This is a genomic window from Microcystis sp. M31BS1 (genome assembly GCF_020245285.1).
Classification (GTDB): Bacteria; Cyanobacteriota; Cyanobacteriia; order Cyanobacteriales; family Microcystaceae; genus Microcystis; species Microcystis panniformis.
Map to the genome: position 1 here is coordinate 1 of NZ_JADBVE010000270.1, position 14,199 is coordinate 14,199.

At 39.4% G+C, this 14,199-nt stretch carries 6 protein-coding genes and 1 pseudogene; 6 read left to right on the forward strand and 1 reads right to left on the reverse strand.

All coding sequences use genetic code 11. The annotated features are described in order from the left end of the window. Positions 1–513: 513 nt before the first annotated feature. The 6 genes and pseudogenes from IM509_RS15735 to IM509_RS15760 all read left to right on the forward strand — a co-directional run. Positions 514–1,168: pseudogene (locus IM509_RS15735) on the forward strand (RNA-guided endonuclease InsQ/TnpB family protein); the annotation flags it as partial. A 416-nt stretch (positions 1,169–1,584) separates the two neighbouring features. Next, on the forward strand, positions 1,585–1,950 hold the full coding sequence (locus IM509_RS15740; protein ID WP_002785387.1) for a response regulator: 366 nt from the start codon (positions 1,585–1,587) through the stop codon (positions 1,948–1,950). A 91-nt stretch (positions 1,951–2,041) separates the two neighbouring features. After that, complete coding sequence (locus IM509_RS15745) at positions 2,042–2,572, forward strand: chemotaxis protein CheW (protein WP_002757615.1); 531 nt, start codon at positions 2,042–2,044, stop codon at positions 2,570–2,572. Between the two features lie 89 nt (positions 2,573–2,661). Further along, positions 2,662–5,295 (forward strand): methyl-accepting chemotaxis protein, encoded by a 2,634-nt coding sequence (locus IM509_RS15750; protein WP_185236824.1) that lies wholly within the window; start codon positions 2,662–2,664, stop codon positions 5,293–5,295. A 73-nt stretch (positions 5,296–5,368) separates the two neighbouring features. Then, positions 5,369–6,580: a glycosyltransferase gene (locus tag IM509_RS15755; RefSeq protein ID WP_185236823.1), complete on the forward strand. Its 1,212-nt coding sequence runs from the start codon at positions 5,369–5,371 to the stop codon at positions 6,578–6,580. A 449-nt stretch (positions 6,581–7,029) separates the two neighbouring features. Continuing rightward, positions 7,030–8,367, forward strand: coding sequence for an AAA-like domain-containing protein (locus tag IM509_RS15760; RefSeq protein WP_052276773.1), 1,338 nt, complete (start codon positions 7,030–7,032; stop codon positions 8,365–8,367). A 21-nt stretch (positions 8,368–8,388) separates the two neighbouring features. Here IM509_RS15760 and IM509_RS15765 read toward each other — a convergent pair whose 3' ends face one another. Continuing rightward, positions 8,389–14,172: an AAA family ATPase gene (locus tag IM509_RS15765; protein ID WP_185236822.1), complete on the reverse strand. Its 5,784-nt coding sequence runs from the start codon at positions 14,170–14,172 to the stop codon at positions 8,389–8,391. Positions 14,173–14,199: the final 27 nt, after the last annotated feature.

Consider the following 14,199-nt stretch of genomic DNA (forward strand, 5'->3'; position numbering starts at 1 on the left):
GCTTCGCCCCTACAGGATGGGATCGCTGATGAAGAGGCAAGGTTTTGAACCACGATTCTCGCAAAACAGGTGCAAGGTTTTGCGAGAAAGGCCCTAAAGTCCTTACCTCGCCTACATTTCATATTTATTCAGCAAACCCTAAGTAGTCATGCAAAATTAATTACCTGCCCGATCGAGCTAAAACCCTTACGGGGCAATGATCGTCATGTGTAAATAATTTTGCCTAGGTACTTAATAAGTGAGAGATGGTGCGGCGAACTTTTTCGAGCTAAAACCATGAAAAGCTTATGCTATATGGATTTCAGCCTTCTTGTCCCCCTGTCAGATCTAAAGCTTCCTAAAATTGGATTGGTTTATTGTGTTCGTCACTGGGAATTTGCAGGAACAATTAAAACTGTTACTATCTCAAAAAACCCAGACGGTAAATAAGTAGTCATGCAAAATTAATTACCTGCCCGATCGAGCTAAAACCCTTACGGGGCAATGATCGTCATGTGTAAATAATTTTGCCTAGGTACTTACTACGCTTCTATTTTAGTTGATGATGGACAATCCCTCCTGCCCCCCTTGATAAGGGTGGTGACGAAGACGGGGGGATAGAAGGTAAAGCCATAGGAATTGATTTAGGACTGAATCATTTTGCTATTACCAGCAATGGCAGTAAATATGATAATCCTAGACATTTAGCCAAACATCAACGTAACCTAAAAAGGAAACAACAAAAGCTATTGCGTAAAAAGAAAGGAAGTAACAACCGTCAAAAAGCTAGAGGTAAAGTAGCTAAAGTTCACTCTAAAATCTCAAGATGTCGTGAGGATTTTCTGCACAAACTATCCCGTCAGATAGTTAACGAAACCCAAGTTATTGCGGTAGAAAATCTCAATGTCAAAGGCATGGTATGCAATCATAATTTAGCTAAGGCTATTAGTGATTGTGGTTGGGGAATGTTTTGTACAATGCTTAAATACAAGGCAGAATGGCAAGGAAAAACTTATACCGAAGTTGATAGGTTTTTCCTAGTTCTAAAACTTGTAATGTCTGTCTAAATCAAGTGGGTAGTTTGCCGCTTGAGGTTAGAAATTGGACTTGTGTGCATTGTAAAACAACCCATGACCGGGACATAAATGCGGCGATAAATATCAGAAATGAAGCCTTAGGGATATTAAGTAGTCATGCAAAATAAATTTCCTAGTGAAGACAGGCAAGAGGCAATAGGCAAGAGGCAAAAGCTTTATCGAAATGTGTAATTAATTTTGCTTAGGTACTTATCGTTAGGAAAAGCGCGATACTGCCTATAGAGGGGATGTAAGACCAAAAGCTGGGCGTAAGTCCGTCTTGAGGGAATCCCCCGTGAAATAGGAAGCTCTCAACCACCTTGAGAGTAGTTCACCGGTAGAATTGGGAACTATAGAGATGAAACCCGAAAGGGTGAATCAAGTCCTTGTTTAGAGGGAAACCCCTGATAAATTTCAGATTGCGTTGGAGGCAAAAATGAGAGCAATTTCCGAGCATCCGGTCAAAGGGGACTATTATCGGGCATCTTTTGCCATTGTTGTTCTTGGCAGCCGAGCTAGGTAGGGAGTTATGAGCGAAATCTTGCTGGTAGAAGACAGCCAAACGCAACGGGAACTGATCTGTGATCTACTCCGCAATAGCGGCATCAAGGTCACGATCGCCACGGATGGGGTAGAAGCCCTCGAACATATTCAGAGAGCCAATCCCGATCTCGTCCTCCTCGATATCGTCATGCCCCGCATGAATGGTTATGAGGTGTGTCGTCGTCTCAAGTCGGATCCAAAAACCAAAAATGTCCCGGTGGTCATTTGTTCCTTGAAAGGGGAAGTCTTTGATCGCTATTGGGCCATGAAAATCGGAGCCGATGCCTACATTGTCAAGCCCTTTGAACCGATTGAGTTCATTTATACCATTAAACAACTGTTGCGCCGATAAAATCGCCCTCACCAGAGACAGTGTATCTATGGTATAGGTCAAGACAGCTAAAAACGCCGCCCGAATTATTAGTTGCAAGAGAACTAAACTCATGCTTAACAACGCCGATTTTTTTACTGGTAACGCTCAAGATATCGCCCCCGACAATCAGGAATTAGAAACTCCCGTCGGTGAACTGTACTTGCGATTTTATCTGCCCTCTCAGGAGGAGTTTGCCCTTAGTGCCGTGGGCATTGGCGAGGTAATACAGCAACCACTCGATCGGATTACCCCCATTCCCAATGCTTCACCCTTGCTTCTCGGCACGATCAATCTCCGGGGTCAAGTGATCTGGGTGGCGGATCTCGGGCAATTTTTGGGGGATAGCAGCCGCTTAAACACCGATCGAGCCGAAATTCCCATAATTGCGCTCAAAGAAGAGGAAACGATCCTCGGTTTAGCGGTGGAACGTTTGGGAGATATGGAATGGCTCGACCCAGATAAACTAGGTAGTGCCGCCAGTATTCCCGCTCAGATCGCCCCCTATGTGCAGGGGGAGTGGATTCTGGGCCAAGAATCAAAAAAAACCTTAGGACTACTCGATCATCTGGCCATACTCCGTTCTGCCCGTTGGGCGGCTTAAAACCTGAAAAAAATAGCAGAATAGGATTTATAGGAATTCTTTCTTGAAACTACTAACTACTTCATTTAACTTTACTAGGGGAGGGGCAAATGCCGTCAGGGACAGAATACGCAAAACTCTATAGAAAGGCTAACACCGCCTATTGCCAGGGCAACCTTGAGGATGCCGCCGTCATTGTCAAAGAGATGATCAGCAAGTATCCCGAGGATGCCAATGTCATGCTTTTACAGGGTCACATTCATCTAGGACTACAACAATACAGATTGGCGGAGGAGCGTTACGAAAAAGTGCTGCAATTGGCTAAAAATTCTCCCAATAGTTCCGATCTAGCCGATTATGCCCAGCGTGGTCTCGATCAGATTCGGCAATTGCGTTTTGAAGCCGAGGAGGGAGATTTTACGATCGCTGCTACGGAAAGCATTGCCTACAGCGAGGCAGCGTTCGATCTAGGTCAAGGTTTTAACCATTCTCGCCCCAGGAAGTCGCAAGGGGCTGACCCCGATGGACAAAATAAAGGGCTGGATTGGAATAGTAGTCTTTTCAATCAGGAGGATCCCAGCGAGCCTACGGTAAGTAAAGTCCATTCCTATGACGATGATTTTGAGGAATCGGAGGAAACCGCCTTTAGTTCCCTTACCCTGCCGGGCCCTGGCTCTCACGGTTCCCAGTGGTCTAGCGATTCGGCGGAGGGGGAAGCCCCTTTCCCCTTTTTAGAAGCGGCGGAGATTGACTCGCTGGAGGAAGGGTGGGACGGTGAGTTAGGGTCAACGGGAGAAGCCACTTTTATGGTTTCCTCTGATCTGGGGGGAAATCCCCTGACCGGTAGAGATCAGGAGTTATCCTATAGGGATACCCTAGAAGAAAGCACTTTTGCCATTGACCTGGAATCGACCCACCCACAAGGGGCAAAAACTGGCCTTAATCAGGGCAGAGTCACTCAAAAAAGATACGAGGAAGACGAAACCGGAGATTTTGGGCAACCAGAACTCAATGATGAGGATTTAGACGGTTTTTCCCCACTGGCTCTGACGGATACGGTTCAAGGACTGGGGGACTGGGAGCTATTTACCGGTTCGGGGGGGGAAGCTTTAAGTGGTGGTTTTCTCCCCGAACCCGGTGCGCGCCTTAATGCCAGTTCTGGTGTGGGAGAGCCTAGTTTTAATCCTTCTAGTCTAAAAATCCCCAATGACAAAAGAGATAGTCATCTTACCCATGCTTCCGAGCACTTGCTCAAGCCAGTGGTGGAAGTCAATCCGGGCAAATTAGGCTTTTTTGTCAACGCTTCTTTAGGCAAAAAGCAATTAATTTTAGCGGCTTTAGCGGGTATTACCCCGGTGGTGTTAATTTTTGCCGTTAGCACCACCTCTTGGCTTTCTGCAAAAGTTGCCCCCAAACCAGCCCCAATACCACCAGCACCAGCCAGCCTTTCTCCTTGGAGTCAACCGAAACCAGCAATGATGTTATTAACTGGATTGGGAACCTTTGCCCTGACTTGGCTAGGTTTACAGTTGCTAATTAGTCAGATTAAGCGCAGTCTCAACGATCTGCAAAGCCAATTCGATCATCTCTCGGAAGGTAATTTTAACGCTAAAGCGACGATCTACTCGGAAGATGAATTCGGTCAACTGGCCAATCGTTTCAATCAGATGGCTCGGGTGGTGGTAATTACCACCACGGAAGCCCAACGCCGCGCCGCCGAAACGGAACGGGAACGGGAAGACTTACAACGGCAAGTGATTCGACTTCTCGATGATGTGGAAGGAGCGGCTCGGGGAGATCTGACCGTGGAAGCGGAGGTAAGCGCCGATGTTTTAGGGGCGGTGGCCGATGCTTTTAATTTGACGATCCAAAACCTGCGCGAAATTGTCCGACAGGTGAAAAAAGCGGCAAAACAGGTGAATCAAGGCAGTACCAATAGTGAATCTTTCGCCCGCAATCAGTCTAGCGATGCCCTGCGGATGGCGGAGGAATTGGCCGTCACCCTTAATTCGGTACAGATGATGACCGACTCAATTCAACGGGTGGCAGAAAACGCCAGAGAAGCCGAAGAAGTCGCCCGCACTTCCTCGATTACCGCCCTGAAGGGGGGTGATTCCGTGGAAAGAACCGTGGCGGGAATTCTGCAAATCCGCGACACAGTATCAGAAACGGCGCGAAAAGTGAAGCGTTTGGCGGAAGCTTCCCAGGAAATCTCGAAAATTGTCGCGGTAGTCTCTCAGATTGCCTCGCGGACCAATTTATTGGCTCTTAATGCCTCGATTCAAGCGGCGCGAGCAGGAGAGGCGGGCCGGGGTTTTGCGGTTGTGGCCGATGAGGTGCGTCAGTTGGCCGATAGAGCCGCTAAATCTCTTAAGGAAATTGAACAGATCGTTTTACAGATTCAATCGGAAACGGGTTCGGTAATGATGGCGATGGAGGAAGGGATTCAACAGGTTATCGATGTCACCGAGCGCTCGGAACAGGCGAAGAAGTCCCTAGAAGATATTATCCAAGTTTCTAACCGCATCGATACGCTGGTGCGATCGATTACCGCCGATACGGTTAAACAACGGGAAAATTCCCTCAATGTCGCCCAAGTTATGCAGTCGGTGGAGTTAACTGCTCAGGAAACTTCCCAAGAATCCCAACGGGTGGCGGGTTCTCTGCAAAAATTGGTGAGTATCTCCCGGGAGCTGCTTTCTTCGGTAGAACGGTTTAAGGTAGACTCAGAGGATGATCGATAATCGGTGAGCGCTAATCAGTGGGTTATTGATTAGCCGCTATCCCTCAAGATTGACCGCTAGAGTGAGTAAAGTTATGCCTAAACTTAGTCTCTGCATGATTGTCAAAAATGAAGCCGAAAATCTCCGGCGCTGTTTGGATAGCGTTAAAGGGGTGGTGGATGAGATGATCGTTATGGATACGGGTTCGACCGATGATACGATCGCTATTGCTCAAAGTTACAGTGCCATAGTTCCTAGCTACGATTGGCGGGGTAATTTTTCCGATGCCAGAAATGAGGCTTTAAAATATGTTACTGGCGATTGGATTTTAGTCCTTGATGCCGATGAGGAATTAAATCCGGCTATCGTACCGAAAATGCGTCGGGCAATGGAAAAAGAGGAAAATTTAGTGATTAATTTAATCCGCCATGAAATCGGAGCCATACAATCACCTTATTCTCTAATTTCGCGGCTATTTCGCCGACATCCTCATGTCACTTTTACCCGTCCCTATCACTCAATTATTGATGATAATGTGGCTATTTTATTAAAAAAAGAGCCTAATTGGAAAATAGTTGAACTGCCAGAAATTGCTATCTTTCACTACGGTTACACCGTCGATAAAATAGCCAGCTTAGATAAGTTTGAACGGGCAAGAAAAGCGATGGAGGGTTTTTATCAGCAACATCCTCACGATCCCTATGTGTGTAGTAAATTGGGAGGGTTATATCTGAAGATTGGCAGGGATAAAGAGGGTTTTAAGCTGCTCAAACACGGTTTAAAATGCCATGGCTCTAATCCGCATATTTTATACGAGTTGTATTATCATCTCGCTAATTATTATTATTCAGTAGAGGAATTTAAGCAATCAGCCGATAATTTTATTAAAGCGATTAAGCAGCCAATTTTAGATAAATTAAAACTGGGTGCTTATAATAATTTCGGTGGGTTATTATACGAAGCAGAAAAATACGAAACTGCCTTATCTGTATTTGAGAAAACCGTAGAAATTGATCCTAGCTATGCCGATGGTTACTATAATTTAGGACTGGTTCTCAAACAACTGCACCGGCTACCAGAATCGATTAAAGCTTATAAAAAAGCTCTCAAGTTAAACCCGGATAATCCCACTATTTACCAAAATCTAGGGGTTGCTTATATAGTTTTCGGTAGTTATAATGAAGCGATCGAGATTTGGCAAAAAGGCCTACAATTATTGAAAGATCAGGGTAATGTATCTCGCGCTGAAATGCTGCAAGAAACCCTAGAAGCTCTGGGAGCAAGTGTATTGAGGGATGAACAGTAACTGTTAACCGTTGTTGGCAAGATTGGGAGCAGCCACTGTACTAAAATTACCAATAGGCAGTTGAAATGCAGTACATCTGATTGCTAAAACCCTGTCTAGTCAACTCCTGTGAGGATTTTTCCGAATTAATTCTTAATAGGATTATCGAGTAGTTAGACGCTGAAGACTTAGGGGTTTTGATAGAAATTATCAAGAGATAATTGCTCGCCGTGTAATTGACCTTGACAAGAAATGCTATAATTTCCTAGCAAGGGGGGAAATTAATCCCTCTCGGTGTTGCCGTCGCACAATTTTGTCGGTTACTGGTTCTCGTCAGCTTGTTTGTCAAAAATATACCCATTGCGGTTTGAATCGCTGCCGTTATGTCAAGATTCAATATTTCTGGCTGCAACGGAACTGGAAAATCAAATAATCTATTTCTTCAAATCTTCTTACCTTGGACAAAAATAATGAAATTCGAGGAAATCCAAGAGATTCTTAATGGGCAACTGCTCAAGCTTGAGAATCGCTGTCTCAATGACACAGAACAATTATTATTGCGAGGACTTTGGCAGAAAAAGAACTATCAAGAAATTGCCCAAGAAAATGGTTATAGTAGCAGCTATCTTGCCAATGTAGTTGCCCCAGGACTCTATGATAGACTCTCGCAACTGATCGGAGAAACGATCAATAAAAAAAATTTTTTATCTAGACTACAATCTCATTTTACCAACTCCACATCGCTTCAGTATTGCGGTAATGAATATCCCCAGAATGAGCGTCCAGAATACCCCGATGCTCCTGTTCCCTATAATTCTTATTATTATCTAAAACGAACAAACCTTGAAGCAAAAATTATCGAGGAGATCGGCCGATCTGGGTCGTTAGTTCGCATTAAGGCTCCCAAAAAATGGGGGAAAACGTCTTTATTATTAACAATTTTAGAGGCTTGTCAACAACGATTCGGTTATCAAATTGTTAGTTTAGATTTACAAAAAGCAGACCAAGACATTATAGCAAATTTTAACAAGTTCTTACGCTGGATTTGCCGTAATTGTGCTCGGCAGTTGAATTTAGAAGCCAAATTAGATGATTATTGGGATGAAGATATAGGAATTAAAATGAGTTGGACAATTTATTTTGAAGAGTATATTTTACGAGAGATAAAACAGCCACTGGTATTGGCTTTAGATGGAGTGCATCGAGTCTTTGAACATCCGAAAGTAGCGGAAGATTTTTTACCTTTAATCCGAGCTTGTTATGAAGAATCTAAGCGATCTCCCCTGTGGCAGAAATTACGTTTAATTATTGTTCAATCCACAGAATCTTATGTTTCTCTGCGATTAGAACAGTCTCCTTTTAATGTGGGATTACCTATAGAGTTACAGGGTTTTGGTCAAGAAGAAGTGGCAGAATTGGCCAAAAAATATCAATTAAATCAATTAGCCACCAACGAAATTCAACAATTGAACGACTTAGTGGGGGGACATCCTGCCTTGATTCATTTAGCGATTTATCATCTTAGCCAAGAACAAATCAGGATTGAAGATTTAATCAAATCAGCAACTACATCAACGGGGATTTATTCCTCTCATTTACAGCTGCACTGGGTCACTTTACAAAAACAACCCGAACTTGCCGATGTTTTTCAACAGATTTGTCAAGGGAATCAACCAATAATAGTCGATCCAATTATTGCTTATAAACTTAATAGTATGGGTTTAATTAAACTCAGAGAAAATCAAGCAATTGTCAGTTGTCAGTTGTATCAAAAGTACTTTGTAAGTCAATATACTGGTTCAGTATAAACAAATTTTTGAACCATGGTTTTAAGATAGCGATCGCTCAAGCCAATCGGTATTAAATATCGTCTGATAAATCCGATTATGAACGTCCATTTTACCATGTCGTTTTACCACTAATCCAGATAAAAACAACTCAGGTAAATAGGGATTGTTATCAATCTGTATTGCTTCTTGATGCAGAATTTGTCGATACAAGGTTAATAATTGGGTTCGGTTTGGACTTTGAAGAAGGCGATCTTGAATAGTTTTTAAATGTTCGGGTTGATCCTGCATCTCCCAATCTTGAATAATTTTTTCTGCTACTAAGTTGGCCAACCATTGTTCTTCTTGATTAGAGGGGATTGGTTGCTCACTATCCCGCATCAGTTGACAGAGTTTTTGAGTTAAGAAAGGTTGCCCTCCCGTCCAGCTTAAGACTTGTTTGAGCATTGTCTGAAGATTACTGACTTTTTCTGTTAACCCATATAATAAAGGTTGAGCTTCGTGTTCTTTAAAACTTGCTAATTCAATAGCGTTACCAATATTAAAAGGTGTTTTCTGGGGGTCAGTAATTAAAGCTGAAGGTGTGGTAGCACCAAAAAAGGCAAAAGTTAGCTCTTGAAATTGAGGTTGAATCGCTCTCTGGTTATAAAAAGAACGAATTAAAGCAAAAAAGTCAGAGACATCAAATTTTAACCCTAAAATGCTATCAATTTCATCAATAAATATAACAGTCGATTGTCTAGATTGCCGCTGATTAAAATCGTCATTAACTAGAAGAAACTCTTCCATAAATTGTCCTAATCGTTGTACAGGAGGCAGGTCTAATTGTTCATTCCACCAAGCTTTAAAAGTTTTCAATTGTTTGATTAATCCAAAACTGCGGAGCAGATCAACTGCTAATCCTTTATACCATTGTTCGGGGGTAATATTATCTGTTCCTAGCCGAGTTAAGTCAATTACTGCACATCTAATTCCCTCCTTTTGTAATTGGCTCATCATCCGCACCATTAAGCTAGATTTTCCCATTTGACGTGCATTTAAAACATAGCAAAATAGACCTTGTTTGAGAGCTTTATAAAGATTGCGATCGGCTTGTCGAACCACATAATTCGGCGCATCCATCGGTAAACTTCCCCCCACTTGATAGACAAATTTGGGAGGTTGTTCAGCACTTTTAAGCAGGTCATTTTCAAAGATAAGTTCTGCTTGAGTTGCTTTCAGTACCTCTAAAGTGTTTGTGAGTTCTTTTGTCCGTTCTTCTACTCTTTGTTCTAAGGTTTGATAGAGTCTTGAGTTATCAATAGAGATAGCAGCTTGAGCTGCTAGAATATTTAATAGTTCAACTCTTTCTGAGGTAAATGCGCCTGTTGTTAAATTATTTTCTAAATAAACAATTCCTTTTAATTGACCTTGATTGAGTAAAGGAGTACAAAGAATAGATTTAGTTTCTTTATCCACAATATAATAATCGTTGGTAAATTGACCTTCAGATGTGGCATCATTTAAAACGATAGTTCCTTTTGTACGAGCGACATAATTAATAATGCTAGTGGGTAAAATGGGAATTGAGTTATCATGGTCGATAGATTCTATGGGAATTGATTGTAAGATATTAATAGTTTCTTGATCAATTGTTCCTTGAGCTTCAATGACCCAATTTCCTTCCTGTTCTAAAATCAGACAACCTTTCTGCGCTCCTGCATTTTCAATGACAATTTTCATTAAATTTGTTAGGAGATTTTCCAGTTTAATTTCTCCAGAAATTGCTTGTGAGGCTTTGAGAATAGTGGTTAAATCAAGAACTGCTCCATCATTACCAGTAGTTGAAATAGTGGTACTCAGTCCTTTAGATTTGTTTTCATTGCTGATACCTAATAAATATTGAGGGTATTCTTCTTCTAATTGTTTAACTTTGGCCTTTGCACCCCAACGAATGTAACAATGATAGGCATTTCTGAGGTATAATTTCCCGATTTCTTCTCTACCTAAAGTAAAATAAAATTCAGAGGCACGTTCATAAGCTAAAGCCTCTTCATGGATAAATTCGTATTTTTTTGCTCCTTGAATGGCTTTTTCATAAAATTCTTGAGCTTCCCAATTTTGACCTAAGACTCTCGCTTTTTCTGCTTCGACTAAATCATATTTATGTTGAAAATTTGCTGGACAATGACTTGCCCATTTTGCCATATTTTTCTGATTGTTATCTACTTGTTGTAGTAATTTTCTTTGATCATTTTGCTCTGTGTCATGATAATAAGCTAGAAAACTCAAAGATGAATAGAAATTATGTTGAGGAGAAATCAAAAATGAGTTTATAGTTGGGTTTGAAATATATTGAAGTCCTCTTTCTCCATAAGTAACTGCCGACTTGTAAATCTTAAGAAGATAAAATAATAATAGTTTAGCAAAGTAAATCAGAAAAAGTAACCATTCATTGTTAGTCTGATTTAATTGGTCTAAAACTGCATTTTCTTCTTCAGGGGATTTACCGACAAATAAAGCAATTTCTTTTTTTAAGCTTTTTTGTAAATTATTGACTATATTATAAGAAATTTCTTGGTAAAAAGAGGAAAAAGTTTGCTTGAGTTTTTTAATAACTCGATTATACTTGATATATTCCTGTTCAACTTCTTCCAAATGATAACCTCCCAACAGTCTATAAATACAATAGTCTATAGCTACATAAGAGGCAAACTGGTTATCCCCTACATCTAAACCGATTTGAAAACTCTTTAGTAACTCGTTATCGATCTCTTTATTTCTCAGATACTCTTTCCAGTGATATATACATCCATAATGTGTCTGTATAATAAGAGCTTGTACTTGACGAATATTATATTTATCGAGCAATTTAAGGGCTAATTTACCAAATTCATATCCTAAATTATAATTATTGATAGAGCCACATAATATCATTCCATAGTAGCTATATGTTGCTGCTGATTCAGGAGAATTTCCATGGTTGATAAATAAATCAATCTGTTTGAGGATTATTTTTATATGTAATAGGGGATCAGTAGTTGCCGTCGAAGACATTATTTGTTGTAAGATTTGAATGGCTTTAAGCTTATAGGGATCAGTCATAACAGGAAGGCTTTCTAAATCGTCAATTTTCCTTTTTTGTAGAATTAAATTTAAGGACTTATTAATGCTTTGATTAATATTACTTTTGCCATTTCTTCTATAAATTAAAATTCCCAGTTCTTTCAAAGTTTTTAAAGCGGTATCAATCGCCTGATCAGGTTGAAAATTTGCATAGTAAAATTCAATCTTTATCTGATATGTTTTGACTTTATCTAAGATCGATTTAGCTTGGTTAATAATGATATTTGAATAAAATAAAATTTGCTGAAATTCTGTATTAAGAAAGAGAGAATGTAATTTTTCTTCATGAAGTTCTAAAGTCAATTGATACTGCTCACTCCAACTATTAGTTGTTAATAAACTGAGACCAGAATCTAAATACTTTAATGCTGTTTCATAAGCAGTTGATGCTTTAGCTTTTTTAGCAGCTTTAAGATTTAATTCTGCCAAGTTATCTTTTTCTTGTTGCTCAGTAATTAGCTCAGAACCTTCATTAAGTTGATTAACAATTTCAAAAATATTGTTTAATAATTCATCGTCTGTAATGTTTTTTAGCAGTAGGCGACCAATTTGTAGATGAGTCCTTTTCTTTTCTTCCTCTGGAATTAAAGAATAAACTGCTTGCTGCACTCTGTCGTGTAAAAATTTATAGGAAACATAGTTAGAATACCCACCCAAAGTTTCAGTTTCTAAGAGTTGCCTCGATAATTCTTTTGAATCCCAGAGTAGAGCTAGTTTATAGTTATTATCTAATGGTATTACTAACCCTTTATCAAGGGCTAATTGTAGTTGTTGAGCCGTAATATGTTGAGATGTATTATTTACAATAGAAAGAGCTTCTAGACTAAATTGATTACCAATACAAGCGGCTAATTTTAGAATATTTTGAGTTTTTTGAGCTAATTTTTTTATTTTATGGGTCATTAAATCAACGACATTATCGGTAATTGATAGACTTTTAATTTCGGTAAGATCCCATTGCCAATAACTTTGCTTATTATTTTCCAATTTAGTAGAAGAAGGATTAAATATTATGAAACCATCTTGGTATAAAGAATAGAGAAACTGAGCGATAAAAAAGGGGTTTCCACCTGTTTTCTGTGTCACCAAATCTGCCAAAGGCATAGTAACTTCTATCGAACAACTTAAGGTATCAGCAATTAATTGATTAATGTGCTTCATCTGCAAAGGAGCAAGAGTAATTTTCGATACAGAAACTTGTGATTGCTGAATTTTCTCTAAAGTATTCATTAAAGGATGAATCGAACTAACTTCATTATCTCGATAGGCTCCAATTATCAGAAAATATTTAATGTCAGAATCTGATATTAATTGTTCAATTAAGTTTAAAGAGGGTAAATCTGCCCATTGTAAATCATCGATAAATATCACTAATGGATTTTCTTTTTGAGAAAAAACATTGACAAATCGTTTAAAAAATAAATGAAATCTATTTTGACTTTCACTTCCTCCTAATAGTTCAACAGGTTGCTGTTTGCCAATAATTTTTTCAACTTCGGGAATAACATCGATAATAATTTGACCGTTCTTACCCAATGCTTCCAAAATTTTCTCTTTCCAAGCTTGCAGGATATTTTCTGGCTCACCTAGAAGTTGACGGATTAAGATTTGAAAGGCTTGAGAAATAGCTGAATAAGGAGTATCTCTTTGTAACTGATCAAATTTTCCTCTAATTAATCGCCCTTGCTTATATGTAACTTGTTGGTAAATTTCATGAACTAAAGCTGATTTCCCAATCCCTGAATAGCCAGAAATGAGGATCATTTCATTGGTTCCTTGACTAACCCGCTCAAAAGCCTTCAAAAGTTGAGTAACTTCCCGTTTTCGACCATATATTTTTTGAGAAATCTGAAATTTATCAGTCAGATCCTGACCACCTAAAGAAAACTGAGCAATCTGTCCTAACGTCTTTAATTGATGAAGACAGATTTCTAAGTCAGCTTTAATACCCAAGGCAGTTTGATATCTTTTTTCTGGGGTTTTTGCGAGCAGTTTGTTAATGATATTAGAGAGAGTTAAGGGAATCTCTGGAATGAGTTGATGAACAGGTAAAGGTTGTTGGGCAATATGACAATGAACTAACTCCATAGGATCGGTGGTTTCAAAGGGCAATTGATTGGTTAAAAGTTCATATAAAGTAACTCCAAGGGAATAAAAATCACTACGGTAATCTAGACCTCGGTTCATTCTTCCTGTTTGTTCTGGGGCAATATAAGCTAAAGTCCCTTCTAATTGGTTAGGAGGACAAGCTGTGAAAAATTCTTGGGATAAACGGGTGGAAATATCAAAATCAATGATTTTCAGTTGTTCGGTTTCAGGGTTATAGACAATATTAGATGGGTTAATGTCTTTGTGAATAATATTAGCCTGATGAATAGCAGCTAACCCCTCAGTTATTTTAATAGCGATCAAAAGAAAGTTTTCCAAATTTAATTTACCTTGAGATAGCAATAACTCTAAAGATCGACCTCCAAAATCTTCTAAAAACATTATCAAACTATTATAGTGTCGCTGTAAATCATAAGCTTTAACAACAATGTCTATGTTCAAAGAACGGATAATTTCATATTCCTGTCGATAACGGGTAATCTCTGAAGGAGTTGGATAATTTTCTTTAAGAATTTTAAGAATAATCGGTTGAGCATTTGCCTTAAAAATACCTCGATAGACTAGAGAACTAGAACTTTCATAAATTTTTGTGATTAGTTGATAATCTTTCATAACTCACTTTTTAATAACGTTTTTACT

Excerpts from the sequence above, each read along its gene's own strand:
- IM509_RS15740 (WP_002785387.1), top strand. The coding sequence starts at position 1,585 with ATGAGCGAAATCTTGCTGGTAGAAGACAGCCAAACGCAACGGGAACTG.
- IM509_RS15745 (WP_002757615.1), top strand. The coding sequence starts at position 2,042 with ATGCTTAACAACGCCGATTTTTTTACTGGTAACGCTCAAGATATCGCC.
- IM509_RS15750 (WP_185236824.1), top strand. The coding sequence starts at position 2,662 with ATGCCGTCAGGGACAGAATACGCAAAACTCTATAGAAAGGCTAACACC.
- IM509_RS15755 (WP_185236823.1), top strand. The coding sequence starts at position 5,369 with ATGCCTAAACTTAGTCTCTGCATGATTGTCAAAAATGAAGCCGAAAAT.
- IM509_RS15760 (WP_052276773.1), top strand. The coding sequence starts at position 7,030 with ATGAAATTCGAGGAAATCCAAGAGATTCTTAATGGGCAACTGCTCAAG.
- IM509_RS15765 (WP_185236822.1), bottom strand. The coding sequence starts at position 14,172 with ATGAAAGATTATCAACTAATCACAAAAATTTATGAAAGTTCTAGTTCT.